Genomic DNA, 17,596 nt, shown 5'->3' on the forward strand with positions numbered 1-17,596 from the left:
AGCCGTAGCGGTTCATCGGCATTGGGTGATTGACGATCACCAGCTTGTCAGAGCCCGCCCGGGGAATCCACCACGCCTCCAGCGGGGTACCGTCCAGGGACGGGAACGAGATCTCCTCGTACGCCATTCCGTACTCATCCGGCGTATGGAGGATCGGTGCGCGGACCGGGGTACTGAGGCCCTGGGCCAAAGTCGTGAGCATCTGCGAAGTATCGGGCATGACTGTTTCTCCTTTGCTTTCCGATTCGGGAGGTTTTCCCGTCCGTAGAAGATACGTCCCGACCTGTTGTTGAACAAGCCGTGCAATTTGAGTATCATCGTTCCATGAGTGGAACGACCGATTTCAACCAATTCCTGATCTTCGTCCGGGTCATTCAGGCAGGAAGCCTGAGTGAGGCAGCGCGACGCCTGAACCTGCCGAAGTCCACCGTAAGCCGAAAAATCTCCGAACTCGAGGAGCGGGTAGGCGAGCGGCTCATCCAGCGCACAACGCGCAAGTTGAGCCTCACCGAAGCGGGCCGCGTTCTGTTCGAGCGCGTCAGCCCGGCCATGAGCGATATCGAGGAGGCGGAAAGCGCAGTGGCGGGAATGCGCGGAACACCGCGCGGCCTGCTGCGGGTCTCGGCTCCCATGTCGTCCAGTACGCTCGGACCGATCGTCGCCGAGTATCTCGTTCGTCATCCTGACGTGGCAGTCGAGATGGTGTGTTCCGATCGTCGCGTCGACCTCGTGGAGGAGCGCTTCGATGTGGCCATTCGAGCGGGCGCACTCGTGGATTCGTCGCTCGTCGCACGCAACCTCGGGAAAGCGAAGTCCATGCTCGTCGTGGCACCCGAGTACAGCAGACACCATGGCGTCCCGAAAACACCTGCCGAATTGGCGAGCCACGCATGTGTCGCATTCAGCGGTGGAGTGGCGCCGCACGTCTGGCCCCTGGAATCGAGAGGTAAACGTGTCGAGGTCCGCATCAGGCCGCGACTGACGGTCAACGACATGGAGATCGCTCGCGATGCCGCCCTTGCGGGCGTGGGGATCGCATGTCTACCCGAACTCTTCTGTGCGGATGACGTTCGCGCCAAGCGCTTGCTGCACCTGCTTGTCGACTGGTCCTTCCCGGAAATCCCCGTGCATGCGCTCTATCCGACGAGACGTCATCTTTCACCAAAGGTCGTCGCCTTCGTCGATCTGCTCGCCCAGCGGATTCAGTTAGGCAACAATTAACGCGCAGCTTGCGCGCCCGCATTCATCGTTGCGTGCCCGTACGCGCATGCGATCCATGCTGCCGCGCAAGTTGCGCAACGCTGAATCTTCGGCATGAATCACACCCTCTCCAAATGATCTGCAGTGCGAACTCAATCGACGTCGCCCGTGTGACTGAGCATCGGCAACCCGACGCCGTCACGATCGACGCGCGGCAGCGCCCTCACCCGCCGGCGCGCAATCCCTTCCCGTCGCCGCAGCGATCCGGCCCTGGCGGCGACGGCACACCGTGACCGGAATCGTCCGGCATCCCCTGCCAGCCATCCTTTGCAACGACATGTGCGACGGGCGTCACGACCTCGCTCGGCAAGCGTGTTCCGCCGCTCGTCACATCGTGCAATTCACCCGGATCGTTCGCCGATGCGCGTCGCACCCGAGTGCGATAACTGACAGTTTCTCGTCCGGGGGCTTTTCATTAGATTGGCGACACGATCCATACAAGGTCTCGCTCATCGACATGACTCTCACTGCCAGCGAAGCACAGCCCACGACGACCGCCACGTACCGGGACATCGCCGAACGCCATGCACGGTCCGCCCCTTCCGGCGCGTTCCATCGCGATGTATGGGATGCATTGTCCGACGCGGGACTGTGGCGCCTGCCCGTACCGCGCGAACTCGGCGGCGCTGGGCGCACGTGGCACGACTTCGTCGATGCATTCGAAGCGGTCGCCGCAGCGCTGCGCTCCGTCGGCTTCGCGATAGCACTCGCCAACCAGGCGACGCTGATTCGCGCGATCGTCGCATACGGTTCCGACGCGCAGCGCGCGCGGCATCTGCCGCCGCTGCTGTCCGGCGCGATCGGCGCCACGGCGATCTCCGAGAGAGGCACCGGCACCGAAGTGCGCGCGCTCGAAACGTGCCTCGTTCGCGACGGCGACCACTACCGGCTCGACGGCCACAAGTACAACATCAGCCACGCACCCGAAGCGCGTCTGATGATGATCGTCGCGACCCTGACCGGCGACGCCAAGCCTGCCACCGCGCTGGTGCTGATCGATCCCGAACGCGCGGGCGTGCAGCGCAGCGCGCCGCAGGCGACGCTCGGCGTCGCGGATCTTCCGATCGGCGATTTCGCGCTATCCGGCGTGCGCGTCGACGCCGACGAACTGCTCGGCGCGCCCCGCGATGGGCTGCGCCTGCTGATGGACATCGCGTCGATGAATCGCGCGCTGTTCGGCCTGCTGTGCGCGAACGTCACCCAGCCGTTCCTCGCCGACGCGCTCGCGTACACCGGCGCCCGCAAGACGCTCGGCGTCGCGATGGACGCCCATCAGCACGTGCAGCGCCGGCTGGTCGACGTCCAGGTCGGCATCGAACGCACGCGCTGGACGGCGCGCGCAGCGCTCGATCAACTCGTCGGGCAACGTCCCGAAGCGCTCGCGAACTGCTCGATCGCGAAGCTCGCGGGCGCGCGCGATCTCGCGCAGGCCGCGCTGCACCTGCTTGCGATTCACGGCAGCGACGGCTACCGGCGCGGCCCGCTCGCCACCTTCGTCGCCGACGCGCTCGCGATGGGCTCGGCCGGCGGCACCGAGGAAATGCATTACCGAAACATCTTCAGCCAGATGCAACGACGCGCGGCCGCCACGGCGCGCGCGGCGTAACCGCTCACCCTTCCATCACCCCTTCAGGAGCTGACCTTGACTATCCAGACTGGCCTGCGCGCCCGCGCCACCCACCGCGTCGACACGATTTCGCTCGCCGATCAATGGGGAGGCGAAGCGCACGCGCTCGCGAGCCCGATCATGATCATCTTCATCGAACAGACCTGCATGCAGGCGACCGACCATCTGCTGCCGGCCGGGCAGATGACGGTCGGCTACAACTTCGAGATCAAGCACCTCGCCCCGACGCCGCCCGAATGGGACGTGACGATCGACGCCGAACTGATCGAGGTCGACGGCCGCATGATGACGTACCGGGTCGAGGTGCGCGACGCGGTGGGCGTCGTCGGCGAAGGCGTGCATACGCGCTGCGCCGTCAGCCGCGACGGCTTCCACCGCCGCCTCGACGAGCGGCGCGACAGCGCGGCGCTCGCGCGCTAACGAGCCGGAGCCCGACCATGATTCCACTTCCGCTACAGGGTCTCCGGCTCCCGGTGATTGCGTCTCCGATGCTGATCGCGAGCTATCCCGAGATGGTGCTCGCCCAGTGCAAGAGCGGGATCGTCGGCGCATTTCCGGCGCTCAACGCGCGGCTCAGCACGCAACTCGGCGACTGGATCGACACGATCGACGGCACGCTGCGCGCGTACCGGGATGCCCATCCCGATGCGCCGGTCGGCCCGTACGCGGTCAACCATATCTGCCATCCGTCGAATCCGCGCGTCGAACAGGATCTGCGCATCTGCATCGACCGACGCGTGCCGCTGATGATCACGAGCCTGCGCGCGCCGTCGCGCGACGTCGTCGATGCGATCCACGCTTACGGCGGGATTGTGCTGCACGACGTCACGACGGTGCGGCACGCGCAGAAGGCGCTGGAGGCCGGCGTCGACGGCCTCGTTCTCGTCGCGGCGGGTGCGGGCGGCCACGCCGGCACGCTGTCGCCGTTTGCGCTGGTCACGGAAGTGCGGCGCTTCTACGACGGCTTCATCGCGCTGTCCGGTGCGATCGCGACAGGCGACGCAATCGCCGCCGCGCGCGCGCTCGGCGCCGACTTCGCGTACATCGGGACGCGCTTCCTGGCGTCGCACGAAGCGAACGTGGTGCAGCGCTACAAGGACACGATCGTCGAAGCCAACGCGGCCGACATCATCTACACCGACGCGTTCACCGGTGTCCACGGCAACTACCTGCGCCAGAGCATCGAGGCGGCCGGGCTCGACGCGCGCCGGCTCGCGCGGGTCGACGGCGCGCAACTCGATTTCTCGCCGGACGGCGGCGCGAAGCAGTGGCGCGACATCTGGGGTGCCGGCCAGGGCGTCGGCGCAATGGACGCGGTACTCAGCGTCGCCGAGATCGTCGAGCAGCTCGAAGCCGAATACGACCGCGCCGTCGCGCGCGTGCAGCCGAGCGCGGCCACGCACGTCGCCGCACGCCGCCCGTCCATTTCCCCGACTTCACGGATCGACACGCCATGACGCCGTCCGAACTTGCCGCCCCGTCGTCCGTCGACGATGCGATCGCGCGCCGCCGCGCGCAGATCGACGTGATCGACGACCAGCTTCTCGAGCTGATCGGCCAGCGCATCGTTCACGCAACCGAGATCGGTCATCTCAAGCGGCATGCAGGGCTCGTGGTGCGGCAGCCTGCCCGCGAAGCGTCGATCGTCGCCGCGCTGTGCACGCGCGCGCCGTGGGGGCTGCGCGACCGCGACCTGCGAGCCATCTGGCAGACGCTGTTCAGCGCGAGCCGTGACGCGCAATCGCTGCCGACCGTCGCGTTTCTCGGCCCGTCGGGCACCTACACCGAAACCGCGATGCTGCGTCACTTCGGCGAATTCGCCCGTGGGCAGGCGCACGAAACGATCGACGCGGTATTCGAAGCGCTCGCGCGCGGCGACGCGGAATGCGCGGTCGTGCCGGTCGAGAATTCCTCCGAAGGCAGCGTGACCCGCACGCTCGACCTGCTGATCGCGCAAGCGGCACCCGTCACGGGCGAGATCGAACTGCCTGTCGCGCACTGCCTGCTGAGCGCCAGCGGATCGCTCGCCGGCGTCGACAGCGTGGTCGGCCATCCGCAGGCGCTCGCGCAATGCCGTGCGTGGCTCGATGCGCATGCGCCCGGCCTGCGCCGCATCCCGGTGTCCAGCAACGCGGTAGCCGCGCGCGAGGCCGCGCACCTGTACGACTGCGCGGCGATCGCCGGCGAACCAGCGGCCGCACTTTACGGACTGCGAATCGTCTCGAGCGCGATCCAGGATCACCCGGACAACCGCACGCGCTTCATGATCGTCGGCGGCCAGGCGCCCGCCCCGACCGGCCACGACCGCACGAGCATCGTGCTGCGGCCGACCGATGCGCCCGACGCGCTCGCGCGCGTATTCGATGCGCTCGCCCACCACCGCGCACCGCTGCTGTGGGTCGACGTGCGCCCGGCACGGGGCACCGGCCATGCGTATCGGTACTGCATCGATTTCGGCGGGCACCCGCTCGATCCGAACGTGCGCGCGGCGCTCGACGAGATTGCGCTCGCCGCATCCGAACTGCGCGTCCTCGGCGCCTATCCGCGTGCCGCGGGCGGCACCGACGGGCGCGCCGACGGCCCGGCCGCGTGATGACGACGGCGCCCGCTTCGTCCCGCGTCGCCGCCCGGCTGCTCGCGATTCGCGACGGTCGCGACGATCGCCTGCTCGTGCTGTGCGGCATCGCCGCGGCGGGCTGCCTGCCGCTCACCGCCGGGCGATGGCTGCGCGCGCTGCGCGCCGAATACGACGACGAACTGGAGCTGCTGCCCTTCGTGCGCGGCACACCCGACGCCGCCGGCACCGCGTGCCTGCTGCGGCGCTGCGCGCGGCTCCAGCTTCCGGCGGTGGCGATCGGCGACACCGCGGCGACCGCCTATGGCCGCTGGCGCGCGTGCCTGCCCGCGGCGCCGCTGACCTGGCGCGTGCTCGAAACGTCCGCTGCACGGGCCGCGACGCCGCTGCCCGGCGGCCTGCTGGCGCGCTGGCCGGCACGCGCGGCCGAGCCGGTCGACTGGCCGCGCTCGCGCCGCGTCGTTGCCGACCTCGGCGCTGCGTCGCTGGCACTTGGCGCCCGGATCGGCGCGCTCGCCGACGCACTGTGCGACGGCACGCTCGTGATCGCCGGCATTGCGCTGGACACGGCCCCCGGCGCGCCTCACACCTTCATCACCGATGCGCTGGACCCGCTCGCCAATTACGTCCGGATGCAGCGCATCGCCGCCGTGACGCGCCGCGCCCCGTCGCTGCGGAGCCGCCTGTGAGCCCGCGCCTGCAGGCCGGCCCGACGCGCATCGCGCTCGTCGGCATGCCCGGCGCCGGCAAGACGACCCTCGGCAGCGCACTGGCCCGCGCGCTCACGCTGCCGTTCGTCGACGCCGACCGCGAACTCGAACGCCGCTTCGGCGCGCCCGTCGCGACGCAATTCCATGCGGGCGACTTCCGCGCACGTGAAGCCGACGTCATCGACGCGCTGACTCGCGGGCCGGCGCTCGTGCTCGCAACCGGCGGCGGCGCCGTGCTGCGCGCCGATACGCGTGCCCGGCTCGGCCGGCGCTGTTTCGTGATCCATCTCGCGAGCGATCTCGACACCCTGTGGCACCGCACGCGCGACGACGCGTCCCGCCCACTGCTGAACGTCGCCGACCCGCGCGCGGCGCTCGCCGCGCTGCACGACGCGCGCGAATCGCTGTACCACGCCTGCGCGCACTGCCGCATCGATACCTCGGGCCAGTCCGTCGCCCAAACGCTCGCGGCAGCGCTCGACGCGCTCGCGATGGCGTAACCCACGCGACCTTATCGGTCCCCTTCAGCGGTTTCAACGATGCCGGCCGGTTCGGCCGAACTGCCATTTCTACCAGTTGCCGATCGTCTAATAATATCTAAAGATATATTTTTAGATACAAATCGTTCGCCATCGCGTCACAGGAAACCGATCATGCCCTTCCTCAACGACCGAGCGCGCGGCGCCCGCCGCCTGATTCCCGCGCTCGCCGCGCTTATGATCGCCGGCTGCGCCCCGTTCGGCCCGCAACGCCCGGCGGCCCGCATCACGCCCCTCGAGCAGCTCGATGCGGGCGCCGCGATCCGCTCCGCCGGCGCCGGCTCGCCGACGATCGCCGAGCGCTGGTGGACCGCGTTCGGCGATGCGCAGCTGGATCGCCTCGTCGACGATGCGCTGGCCCGCGCACCGACGCTGCAGGCGCAGCGCGAACGCGTCGCGCAGGCGCTGGCCGACGCCGACGTCGAAAACGCCGCGCTGGTGCCGCAACTCGGCGCGACGGCGAGCGCGGTGCCGACGCGCCTGCCCGGCAGCTACCGGACGCCGCCGCCCGCGGCCGGACACTGGCAGGTCGACGCGCAGGCGCTCCTCGGCGCATCGTGGGATCTCGACATCGCCGGCCGACAGCACGCGCTGGCGCGCGCCGCCGCGCTGCGCGCGGACCAGCAGCGCGCGCTCGAGCACGCGGCCACCGTGTCGCTGCAGGCGGCGATCGTCGAAACCTATCTGCAGCTCGCGCTCGAACAGCAACTGCTCGCGATCGCGCGCGAAACGCTGCAGCAGCACAGCTATCTGCTCCGCCTCACGTCGCAACGCGCCGATGCCGGTCTCGACATGCAGGTCGCCGTGCTCAGGGCGAGCGAACCCATCCCGCACGCGCAGGCCGACATCAACACGCATGCAGCCGCATCGGCCCGGCTGCGCCACCGGCTGGCCGCGCTCGTCGGACGGGGGCCCGGTTACGCCGATGCGCTGACGCCCGCCGCGCCGCCGGCGGCCGAGCTGCCGATGCCGGCCGTCGTGCCCGCGGCGCTGATCGGCCGCCGGCCGGACGTGCTGGCCGCGCGCTACCGGGTCGAAGCCGAAGCAGAGAACATCGACGCGGCGCGCGCCGCGTTCTATCCGGACGTCAACCTGCTGGCCTTCGCCGGCGTGCAGAGCTTCGGCTTCCGCGCGCTGTTCCACGGCAACAGCGGCACGTTCGGCGCGGGCCCCGCGATCACGTTGCCGATTTTCGAGGGCGGGCGCCTGCGCGCCGGCCTGCGCGCTCAAACCGCCGCCTACAACGCCGCCGTCGCGGTGTACGACGACACGGTCGTCAACGCGCTCGCGCAGGTCAGCGACACCCTCGTCGAGATCGACACGCTCGGCCGGCAGCGCGCGCTTCAGCGCGAGGCGCTGTCGCGCGCGCAACAGACCTACGCCATCGAGACGCAGCGCTACCGAAAAGGCATTTCCGGCTACCTCGACGTCCTGCTCGCGGAAGGCCGGCTGCTCGAGGATCGCGCGTCGGTCGCCCGTGCGGATGCGTCGTTCGCGATCGAGCATGCCCGCCTGATCGCCGCGCTCGGCGGCACCACTTCCACTGGAGTCACGCAATGAACCGTCCTGAATCCCCCGCCGCCGAGCCGTCGCTGCAACGCGCGCGCCGGCGCTACTTCCGCTGGCTCTTCATCGCGCTCGCCGGCGCGGCCGGCCTCGCCGCCGCCGCGTGGGCCACCACGCGCGGCACCGAGACGACCGACGATGCGTACGTGTCCGGCGACGTCGTGCAGATCTCGCCGCAGATCGGCGGCACCGTCGACGCGGTGCGCGTGCAGAATGCCGACTGGGTCCGTCCGGGCGACCTGCTGTTCAGCGTCGACAAGACCGATGCCCGGCTCGCGCTGGACGAAGCGGTCGCGCAACTCGCGCACGCGGTGCGCCAATACCGCACCGCGCATGCGGACGCGGTGCGCGAAGAAGCGCAGATCCGGGTGCGGCGCACCGAATGGTCCAAGGCGAACGACGACCTGCAGCGCCGGCTGAGCCTCGCGCAAGACGGCGGCGTGTCGCGCGAGGACCTGCGCCATGCGCGGGATGCGATGGACGGCGCGGCAGCGGCGCTGAACGCGCAGCAGGCCGCGTACGACGCGACGCTCGCGCACACCGACGGCACGTCGATCGACACGAATCCGCTCGTGCGCGCGGCGGCGTCCCGGGTCCGCAGCGCGGCGCTAGCGCTGCGCCGCACCGAAATACGCGCACCGCTCGGCGGGCTCGTCACGCGCCGGGTCGTGCAGGTCGGCCAGCACGTGTCGCCCGGCGCGCCGTCGCTGGCGGTCGTGCCGATCGATCACGTGTGGGTCGAAGCCAATTTCAAGGAATCGCAACTGCGCGGCATGCGCGCCGGGCAGGCGGTCGAACTGTTCTCGGACCTGTACGGCAGCGACGTTGTGTTCCACGGGTACGTCGTCGGGCTCGAAGCCGGCACCGGCGCCGCCTTCGCGGCCGTGCCCGCGCAAAACGCGACCGGCAACTGGATCAAGGTCGTCCAGCGCGTGCCGGTCCGGATCGCGCTCGATCCCGCCGAGCTGCGCGCGCACCCGCTGCGCATCGGCCTGTCGATGACGGCATCGGTGCCGGTCGATCACGGCCCCGGCACCGCATCGGCGTCGCCGCCCGCCCGTCCGCCCGAAGCGCGCCGGTCGGTCGACGCCACGTCGATCTATCGTGACGACGACGAAGCGGGCGATGCGCTCGTCGCCGAAACGATTCGCGCGAACAGCGGCGCGCGCCCGCTCGCACCGGGAGCCTGACGATGCGCTTCTTCGCCCGGAACGCGGCGCCGAAACTGCCGCTGGAGCCGCTCGCCGGCATGCCGCTGGCGCTTGTCGCGATCGCGGTCAGCGTCGCGAATTTCATGCAGACGCTCGACCTGACGATCGCGAACGTCGCCGTCCCGACCATCGCGGGCGATCTCGGCGTCGCACCGGACATGGGCACGTGGATGCTGACCTCGTTCGCGACGCCGCTCGCGATCACGCTGCCGCTCACCGGCTGGCTCACGCAGCGCTTCGGCCAGGTGCGGCTGTTCCGCGTATCGGTGGTGCTGTTCGTGCTCACGTCGATCCTGTGCGGGATGGCGCCGAACTTTGAGTCGCTGCTGCTGTTTCGCGCGCTTCAGGGCGCCGCGTCGGGCCCGATCACCGCGCTGTCACAGGCGCTGCTGCTCGCGGTGTTCCCGTCGACGCGCCGCCACGTCGCATTGGCCGTATGGCAGACCACGACGTTCGTCGCGCCGGTGCTCGGGCCGATCGCCGGCGGCTGGATCACCGACAACCTGAGCTGGCCATACATCTTCTATGTGAACGTGCCGCCGGGCGTGCTCGTGCTGGGCGTGCTCTCGCGGCTGCTGGCGGGACGCGACAACGCGACGCGGCGGCTGCCGGTCGACGTCGTCGGGCTGCTGCTGCTCACCGCCGCGTTCGGTTCGTTCCAGTTGCTGCTCGATCGCGGCCAGAACCTCGACTGGTTCGCATCCGACGAAATCCGCGTGCTGGCGGTCGTGGGCGCCGTGTCGTTCGTCGCGCTGATCCTCTGGGAGCTGACCGACAGCCATCCGATCGTCGACCTGCGGCTGTTCGCGGACCGCAACTTCACGACGAGCACGCTCGCGATCACGGTCGGCTTCGGGCTCTACTTCGGCGCGCTGGTGCTCGTGCCGCTGTGGCTGCAGACGCAGCAGGGATACACGGCGACCTGGGCCGGCATCGCCACCGCGCCGCTCGGTCTCGCGGGGATCGTGATCGCGCCGCTGCTCGGCCGCTTCCAGGGCCGCACCGACCCGCGCCTGCTCGCGACCGTCGCGCTCGTCGGCTGGGGCGCCGCCTCGTTCTGGCGCATGCACTTCAACAGCGACGTGACGATCGGCGACATCGCCGCCAATTCGCTGCTGATGGGTGCCGCCACCGCGTTCTTCATCACGCCGCTCGTGTCGCTTTCGCTCGCCGGGCTGCCCCGCGAGCGGCTGCCCGCGGCATCCGGGCTGCAGAACGCGCTGCGGCGGATCGGCACCAGCGTCGCGACGTCGGTTGCGCCGACCTACTTCGAGCGCCGCTCCCGCGTGCACAACACCTATCTCGTCGACCACATCACACCGTACGATTTCGCGTCCGGCGACTGGTTCGCGCGGCTCGATCACGCGGGGCTGTCGCCGTCCGGCGCGCTCGCGTCGGTCTCGCATGCGATCGACGTCGAAGCGCACATGCTCGCGCTGAACGACTTCTCGTTCGGCTGCCTGCTGCTGTTCGGCGCGACGCTGCTGACGGTCTGGTCGATCCGCTACCGCCACGCGTGACGCATGAGCCGCGGCCGGCGGCCGCGGCGCACACCGTGTGCGACACGTTCCGCTTCCTCCGCTTCGAAGAACGCGCGTCGCGATCGCAACGACGTTCGATCATGACGGCGCTTCGGTACGCCTCCCTGACGGCGAAGCGCGCCCGCGCATGCACAGCCACTGCGTGCACCGGGCAGCGGCATGTGTGAAAACGCGCGAGCGGAAAGATCCGGAACCCGTCTCGCCCGACGGGAGCGACGGACCGGGTAACCGGGCCGCCGACAGGCGGCGGAGGTATCTGCCGGATCGCATCGCCATCACCGATGAATCGATTGTGCCGATCGCGCTCGACGGCACCCCAAATGAAAAAGGGGCGCCGCGCCGATCGACACGGCGCGGCGCCCCTTCACCTGCACCGCTTAACGCGGATCGACAGCGGCCGGCACGTAGCCGTCGGCGAGGATGCCGATCGTCCGCGCGGCCGGCTCGCGCAGCCGCTTCGCCGCCTGATAGCCTTCCGACCGATACCACTCACGGGCGCGCTCCGCCGACTCGAATTCGAGCACGACGACGCGCTTCGGTGCCCAGTCTCCTTCCAGCGTCTCGACTTCGGCGCCGCGCACCAGGAAGCGCCCGCCGTACGCAGCCACCGTCGGCGCGCCGAGCCGGCGGTACGCCTGGTATGCGTCGACGTCGTGCACGTCGATATCGAACACCACGTACGCGCTCATGATCGCGCCTCCGACGGCGCCGCCGCATCGGCCGGCGCGAGTTGCACGAACACGCGGCCGTTCTCGATCTTCACCGGATAGGTACGCACGCACGTCGTCAGCGGCGCGCACAGCGCAATGCCGGTCCGCACGCTGAAGCGCCCCTGATGCAGCGGGCATTCGATCTCGTCGTCGAGCAGGAAGCCGTCGCTCAGTCGCGCGTCGCCGTGCGTGCACTGGTTCTCGGTCGCGAAGATCGCGTCGCCGACCGCATACAGCGCGATGTCGCGCCCGCCCACCCAGACGCCAAGTATTCCGTCGGTGCGCACCGTCTCCGGCGCGACCGCATCGATCCATTCCGTAGTCACTTTCGGCACCTCGTTCAGATCGGGAAAATCAGCGAGTTCGGAATCATCTCGCTGTCGTAGACGCAGATGCGCGACTCGAAACGCAGCCCCTGCGGCGTGCGCACGATCCGGTCCAGATAGCGCCCCGTGTTGTACACGTCGCTCATCTGCTCGGTCTTCGTGCGCAGCACCGCATAGTTCGTCTCCGCCTCGATCACCGTGTCGTCGAGATACGTGACGAGCGGCAGCCCGATCACGTGGCGCTGGTAGTACGGGTCGAAGAACAGCGTCTCCTTGATCCCGTAGACGCGATCCTTCAGCATGCCCTTGCTCTCGAAATCCATCACCGCGAGCGGCAGGTTGCGCTCGTGGTTCTCGCGCGGTACCACCGTGTACCGGCATTGCTCGACGAAGAATTCCGGCCACGCATCCCAGTCGCCGCCGTCGAGCACGGCCGCATACCGCGCGTTGAGCTGGACGAGTGAATAGAAATCCTCGAAGCTCGCGCCGCCCGCATGCGGCTCGGCGGCCGGCCGGCCCGTTCGTGTCGTGATCGTGCTCATTCAGGCCTCCATCACTTGGCGCCAGTACTGGTACATGCCGCGCACCAGCGTTTCGCTGACCATATGGTCGGTTTGCTCGTCGATCTGCCGGCCGCCGAGTTCGTTGTAGACGTTGCCGTGCTGGATCTGCTCGAAGCTCTGCTGCACGCATTCGATGACCTCGCCGTCGTCCGCCGACACGAAGCCGGCCGGCCCGAACAGATTGGCCTGGCGCAGACGGCGCCGCGTCATCTCCTCGGTGTCGGTCTCGAAACCGAAATGCGTCCACACGTAGTCGAACACGCCCGGGCTGATTGGCCGGATGCGGCGCGTCGACAGCGCATTGACCTGCTGCTGGATGATGACGCTCGGCATCAGCGTGAGCATCACGACGGTCGGATCGCCCCACCACGGTTCGTGCACGACATCGAGGAAACGGTCGTCGTGCAGCGTCATGCGATCCTTGAAGCTCGTCACGTTGTGGGTCACCTCGCCGCCGCCGCCGCCGCTGCGGATCGACACCATCGCGCCGTGCCGGTGATGCGCGTCGGTCACGAGCTTGGCGGGATTGTCCGCGCGCCACAGGCCGAAATTGACGAACCAGGTATGCAGCAGCCCCGCGTGATACGGATCCTTGATGTTCTCGACCATCAGCTTCCAGTTGCTCGGCACGCGCTGCCGCGTGTAGCCGAGCACGGTCAGCTTCGGGCCGTGGAACAGGCGATCGTAGTAAGGCAGGATGCGCGGGCCGAGGAAATCCTCGAACGACTCGACGTTCTCGTCGAACGACGCGAACACGGCACCGCCGCGCGTCGACACGCGCAGGCGCCGCAGCGCATGCTTGCCCGGATCGAAATCTGCCGGCATGCCGCCGTTGATCGTGCCGCCCTGACGCACGCCGCGCCGGAACGGCACGCCGATCAGGTTACCCTTCAGGTCGTAGTTCCACTGGTGATACGGACAGTGGAAATCCTTCGCTTTCCCCGAGCGCTCGCGGCAGAACTGCATGCCGCGGTGCGCGCACGCGTTTTCGAAGACCACGATTTCGCCGTCCTCCGTGCGCGTCATCACGACGGATCGCTCGCCGACTTCCGTGCGCTGGAAATCGCCGGGAGACGGCACTTCGGCTTCGAGGCCGATGTAGCACCAGTGATTCGCGTAGAACAGGCGCTCGAGTTCGCGCTGGTACAGCGCTTCACTCGTGTACGCCTCGTATGGCGTGCGGCTGGCGCCGTCGCCTTTCCAGTCGAGCGCGCGGGCGATGTCGATGGGTGAGTTCAAGAGAGCTCCTCTTTCAGTAAGAAACGGCTTGCATCGCGACGGCGGCGCCGTGCGCGATGAAGCCGGCTGGCGAACGCCGCCGCGCAACCGCCGCGGCAGCCAACTGCTCGACGAGCTCGGCCGTGTGATTCCAGCCGAGACATGCGTCGGTAATGCTTTGGCCGAACACCGGCGGCGTACCCGGGACCAGGTCCTGCCGCCCCTCGACGAGGAACGACTCGATCATCACGCCCACGATCGCGCGCTCCCCCCGATGCAGTTGCGCGGCGAGGTTGCCGCAGACGTCGATCTGCGCGCGCGTCTGCTTGCCGCTGTTGCCATGGCTCGCGTCGATCACGACATACGGGGGAAGATGCGCGTCGCGCAGCGCGGCGCAGGCGGCCGCGACGCTGGCGGCGTCGTAGTTCGGGGACTTGCCGCCGCGCAGGACGATATGCGTGTCGGGATTGCCCGACGTGGTCGCGATTTCCACGCTGCCGGAGACGGACGACCTCAGGTAACTGTGCGACGCGCGCGACGCGCGGATCGCATCGATCGCGACCTTCACGTTGCCGTCGGTGCCGTTCTTGAAGCCGACCGGCAGGTCGAGCCCCGATGCCGCCTGGCGATGGATCTGCGATTCGGTCGTCCGCGCGCCGATCGCGCCCCAGGACACGAGGTCGTCGAGATACGGCGCGGTCATCGGATCGAGAAACTCGGTCGCGGCCGGCAGGCCCAGCGCATTGATGCCGAGCAGCACCTTGCGCGCGACGCGCAGGCCGTCCTCGATCCGGAAACTGCCGTCGAGATACGGGTCGTTCAGGAGCCCTTTCCAGCCGACCGTGGTGCGCGGCTTTTCGAAATAGACGCGCATCACGATCTCGAGCACATCGGCGTACCGCTCGCGCAGCGGCGCGAGCCGGCGCGCGAACGCCAGCGCGGCCTCCGCGTCGTGGATCGAACACGGGCCGACGATCAGCGCAAGCCGGTCGTCCTCGCCCGCGATGATGCGCGCCAATGCGCGCCGCGCATCGCCGATCGACCGTGCCAAGCCGGGATCGCATGGCAACTCGGCGCGCAACCGCTGCGCACTGATCACCGCCACGCCCTGCGTCAACGCTGCCTCAACAGGTTTTTCCATTTAACGCTCCACTCTCGCTGATCGGATGCCGATATACGGAGGCAATTAGAGCGCGGTCAAATCCCCGGTGATACTGTCATTTATCTCAGAAGCATTTCGCATAGTGGATATCTGTGATTTCCGACAGTATTCCGATATGCGGATCACGTCTAACTTAACTCCTGCACAAACCCGTTCTCACCCGCTGTTCAGCCAAGGAGCCTCGTAATGACAAGAAAATATTTTGAAACCCGAATCGACGTGAAGTATCGGGAAACGGACGCGATGGGCCATGTGAGCAGCCCTGTCTATTACGATTATCTGCAGCACGCGTACCTGACCTATATGCACGATCTGCTTGAGCTGCCCTATTCGGAAAAGCTGCCGCACATCATGGTCAAGACCTCGTGCGAATATCTGAAGCCCGCGCAGTACGGCGATACGATCACGGTCCGCAGCAGCGTCACGCGCTTCGGCTCGAAGAGCTTCGAACTGGAATACCTGATGGTGCGTGACCCGCAGGCGGACACCGAGGATTCGGCCGACGATCATGCGGTGGTTGCGCGGGCCGTGTCCACGCACGTGATGTTCGACTACGGCAGCAAGAGCACGGTGCCGGTGCCGGAAGAATTCAGGACGCGCGTGCTGTCGTTCCAGGGCGCGATCTGATGCCGCAACCGGGGGTCCACGGACGGACGCCCCGGTGCCGTTCATACAAACACGATCAGGCCCATCAACACGGCTTTCACGACCGCATTGGTCTTGTTGCACGCGTCGAGCTTCACAATCGATCTCGAAATATGGAAATTGATCGTGCGCTCGGTCAAGCCGAGAATGATGCCGATCTCATACGCGGTCTTCCCTTCCGCCGCCCATCGCAACACCTCGCATTCGCGCATACTCAGCGTGACATCCTCGGGTGTCGCTATATTCGCTGCACACTGAACCATTCGTATCCCCATCCAGAACAAGACGCCAATATGTCAGATTCACGATTTCCAATGTTCACCTCGATCCACATACCCCTCGGATTGGATATTTATTATTTAAAGGCGTCACGAATGTTCGGCGAATCCAAAAGCAACAACCGCCCTGCCTATTATCTCCATTGTTGTCCGAATGGAATCGAGCATACCGAATCGATTTACGCTTCGGAAGATGCGCGAAACGCAATATATCAATGACGTTGACGCGCGCTACCAGCGGTTGCATGACGCGTCACATCGAAGCGACCGCGCGACTAGCGGGCGATCGCATCGGCCACGCGCGGCGCGCAGATACTGCGCACGCTATCGCGCAGCCAGCGATGCGCGGGGTCGCGATCGAAACGCGGGTGCCAGATCTGCGAGACGGTCAGGTCCGCGATCGGCAGCGGCAGCGTAAAGCTGTACATGCCGACGCGGGACCGCTCGGTCTGCCGCTCCGGCACGCTGGCGACGAAGTCCGAGCTGTGCGCGAGCGACAGCGCGGTCGGGAAGCTCGACACGACGGTGGTCACCGAGCGCGCGATGCCGAGGGCATCGAGCAGCGTATCGATCGGGCCGTTGAACTGCCCGCGGCGCGACACGCCCACTTGCGGAAACGACGCGAAGCGTTGCGGCGTGATTTCGCCGGTCGCCAGCGGATGATCCGCGCGGACCACGCCGATGAAGCGGTCGCGAAACAGCGCCTGCACGCGCAGCTCCGGGCCGGCCTGGCCGATCACGCCGACTTCGAGATCGATGTCGCCGTTGCGCAGCGCATCGACATGCTTGTTGGGTTTGGGCGCGAAGCGCAGCCGCACGTCGGGCGCGGTGCACGACGCGTGTTCGAGCAGCGCCGGCGCGAACGTCTCGACGAACGCCTCGTTCGCGCGAATCGAGAACGTGCGCTTGAGCGTACTCATGTCGACCCGTTCGCACGGGCACATGACCGAATGCGCCTCCATGACGAGCGCATGCACCCTGTCGCGCAACTCGAGCGCGCGCGGGGTCGGGACGAGATCGCGCCCTGCCCGCACCAGCAACGGGTCGCCCGTCATCACCCGCAGCCGCGCAAGCGAGCGGCTGAGTGCGGACGGACTGAGGCCGAGCGCGTTGGCCGCGCCCACGACACTGTTCTCGGACAGCAATGCGTCCAGAACGACGAGAAGATTGAGGTCGATGGAAGTCGCCATGTTGCGCCCATGCTGTACTGTCGGGACCGGCCGGCCGATGGGCCAACGGCATCGTGCCTCGGGCGTATGTGCTCCGTGATTCGCGATATACCGGAAATCGGCAGTCGCGCCGCCGAACCTGACGCACGATCGTGCGCCCGCCGAAATGGCGTGCAGTGAACGGCGGGGAGTATTCGTGCCGCTGAGAAAATCCGCTGCGGATTTATTGCACTTGTGAACGATTGTGCACCTCGTTGCAATAAATCGCAACCGGACGCGATGCATATCCGGTTTAAATGAAACGATGTGCACGAGTGAACAATAAAACAAACCGATTCGATTGCGTCGATCCGCGCATCGCGCGCGCAAGCCGGCCGGTGAAGCTAAGCCCGCCGCGGCAAAGCCAGCGCGGGCCTCACCAGGCGCTGCGTGGCCGGGCCCGCCCGCACGGCTTCCGCGCAAAGCACGGCACATTCCGCGCATCGGGATCGAATTA

The 17,596-nt window shown here is 67.7% G+C and carries 18 protein-coding genes and 1 pseudogene; 11 read left to right on the plus strand and 8 right to left on the minus strand.

Annotated features, from left to right (window positions below; genetic code table 11):
• Nucleotides 1-220: pseudogene (locus VL15_RS31580) on the minus strand (alpha/beta hydrolase); the annotation flags it as partial.
• 104 nt (nucleotides 221-324) lie between these two features.
• Between VL15_RS31580 and VL15_RS31585 the strand changes: the two are divergent.
• From VL15_RS31585 to VL15_RS31630, 10 genes are all read left to right on the plus strand, one after another.
• Complete coding sequence (locus VL15_RS31585; RefSeq protein WP_048250705.1) at nucleotides 325-1,221, plus strand: LysR family transcriptional regulator; 897 nt, start codon at nucleotides 325-327, stop codon at nucleotides 1,219-1,221.
• A gap of 496 nt (nucleotides 1,222-1,717) precedes the next feature.
• The gene (locus tag VL15_RS31590; RefSeq protein WP_048250706.1) at nucleotides 1,718-2,866 is read left to right on the plus strand and encodes an acyl-CoA dehydrogenase family protein; all 1,149 of its coding nucleotides are present in this window, start codon (nucleotides 1,718-1,720) and stop codon (nucleotides 2,864-2,866) included.
• A 36-nt stretch (nucleotides 2,867-2,902) separates the two neighbouring features.
• On the plus strand, nucleotides 2,903-3,307 hold the full coding sequence (locus VL15_RS31595; RefSeq protein WP_034180561.1) for a thioesterase family protein: 405 nt from the start codon (nucleotides 2,903-2,905) through the stop codon (nucleotides 3,305-3,307).
• 17 nt (nucleotides 3,308-3,324) lie between these two features.
• Nucleotides 3,325-4,344: an NAD(P)H-dependent flavin oxidoreductase gene (locus VL15_RS31600; RefSeq protein ID WP_048250707.1), complete on the plus strand. Its 1,020-nt coding sequence runs from the start codon at nucleotides 3,325-3,327 to the stop codon at nucleotides 4,342-4,344.
• Nucleotides 4,341-5,480 carry a prephenate dehydratase gene (gene pheA / locus VL15_RS31605; protein WP_048250708.1) on the plus strand — a complete coding sequence of 380 codons (1,140 nt, stop codon included), beginning with the start codon at nucleotides 4,341-4,343 and terminating at the stop codon, nucleotides 5,478-5,480. Before VL15_RS31600 ends, pheA begins: the two co-directional genes overlap by 4 nt.
• Complete coding sequence (locus VL15_RS31610; RefSeq protein ID WP_048250709.1) at nucleotides 5,480-6,151, plus strand: hypothetical protein; 672 nt, start codon at nucleotides 5,480-5,482, stop codon at nucleotides 6,149-6,151. The genes pheA and VL15_RS31610 overlap by 1 nt, the downstream gene beginning before the upstream one ends.
• Nucleotides 6,148-6,672 (plus strand): shikimate kinase, encoded by a 525-nt coding sequence (locus tag VL15_RS31615; protein ID WP_196319647.1) that lies wholly within the window; start codon nucleotides 6,148-6,150, stop codon nucleotides 6,670-6,672. Before VL15_RS31610 ends, VL15_RS31615 begins: the two co-directional genes overlap by 4 nt.
• A 153-nt stretch (nucleotides 6,673-6,825) precedes the next feature.
• On the plus strand, nucleotides 6,826-8,271 hold the full coding sequence (locus VL15_RS31620) for an efflux transporter outer membrane subunit (protein WP_053077749.1): 1,446 nt from the start codon (nucleotides 6,826-6,828) through the stop codon (nucleotides 8,269-8,271).
• On the plus strand, nucleotides 8,268-9,467 hold the full coding sequence (locus VL15_RS31625; protein ID WP_048250710.1) for an efflux RND transporter periplasmic adaptor subunit: 1,200 nt from the start codon (nucleotides 8,268-8,270) through the stop codon (nucleotides 9,465-9,467). Before VL15_RS31620 ends, VL15_RS31625 begins: the two co-directional genes overlap by 4 nt.
• Nucleotides 9,468-9,469: 2 nt before the next feature.
• Nucleotides 9,470-11,008, plus strand: coding sequence for a DHA2 family efflux MFS transporter permease subunit (locus VL15_RS31630; protein ID WP_048250712.1), 1,539 nt, complete (start codon nucleotides 9,470-9,472; stop codon nucleotides 11,006-11,008).
• Between the two features lie 398 nt (nucleotides 11,009-11,406).
• Here the strand turns inward: VL15_RS31630 and VL15_RS31640 are convergent, their stop codons facing one another.
• From VL15_RS31640 to VL15_RS31660, 5 genes are read right to left on the minus strand one after another with little or no spacing between them, the layout of a single operon-like run.
• Entirely contained in the window at nucleotides 11,407-11,718 is a 312-nt protein-coding gene (locus tag VL15_RS31640; RefSeq protein WP_048250714.1) for a DUF1330 domain-containing protein, read from the minus strand.
• Nucleotides 11,715-12,065 carry a non-heme iron oxygenase ferredoxin subunit gene (locus VL15_RS31645; protein ID WP_048250715.1) on the minus strand — a complete coding sequence of 117 codons (351 nt, stop codon included), beginning with the start codon at nucleotides 12,063-12,065 and terminating at the stop codon, nucleotides 11,715-11,717. The genes VL15_RS31640 and VL15_RS31645 overlap by 4 nt, the downstream gene beginning before the upstream one ends.
• A 14-nt stretch (nucleotides 12,066-12,079) precedes the next feature.
• A complete protein-coding gene (locus VL15_RS31650; RefSeq protein WP_048250716.1) occupies nucleotides 12,080-12,607 on the minus strand; it encodes an aromatic-ring-hydroxylating dioxygenase subunit beta in 528 nt (175 codons plus the stop codon).
• Nucleotides 12,608-13,867, minus strand: a complete 1,260-nt coding sequence (locus VL15_RS31655; protein ID WP_047902669.1) for an aromatic ring-hydroxylating oxygenase subunit alpha — start codon at nucleotides 13,865-13,867, stop codon at nucleotides 12,608-12,610. It abuts the gene before it with no gap.
• 13 nt (nucleotides 13,868-13,880) lie between these two features.
• Complete coding sequence (locus VL15_RS31660; RefSeq protein ID WP_080971020.1) at nucleotides 13,881-14,987, minus strand: 3-deoxy-7-phosphoheptulonate synthase; 1,107 nt, start codon at nucleotides 14,985-14,987, stop codon at nucleotides 13,881-13,883.
• 207 nt (nucleotides 14,988-15,194) lie between these two features.
• Between VL15_RS31660 and VL15_RS31665 the strand changes: the two genes are divergently transcribed.
• Complete coding sequence (locus VL15_RS31665) at nucleotides 15,195-15,635, plus strand: acyl-CoA thioesterase (protein WP_048250717.1); 441 nt, start codon at nucleotides 15,195-15,197, stop codon at nucleotides 15,633-15,635.
• Between the two features lie 41 nt (nucleotides 15,636-15,676).
• Here VL15_RS31665 and VL15_RS31670 read toward each other — a convergent pair whose 3' ends face one another.
• Both VL15_RS31670 and VL15_RS31675 read right to left on the minus strand, forming a co-directional pair.
• Nucleotides 15,677-15,928 (minus strand): LuxR C-terminal-related transcriptional regulator, encoded by a 252-nt coding sequence (locus VL15_RS31670; RefSeq protein ID WP_419188706.1) that lies wholly within the window; start codon nucleotides 15,926-15,928, stop codon nucleotides 15,677-15,679.
• 278 nt (nucleotides 15,929-16,206) lie between these two features.
• A complete protein-coding gene (locus tag VL15_RS31675; RefSeq protein WP_048250720.1) occupies nucleotides 16,207-17,121 on the minus strand; it encodes a LysR family transcriptional regulator in 915 nt (304 codons plus the stop codon).
• Nucleotides 17,122-17,596 lie beyond the last annotated feature (475 nt).

The sequence above is a fragment of the Burkholderia cepacia genome (assembly GCF_001039005.1).
Classification (GTDB): Bacteria; Pseudomonadota; Gammaproteobacteria; order Burkholderiales; family Burkholderiaceae; genus Burkholderia; species Burkholderia theae.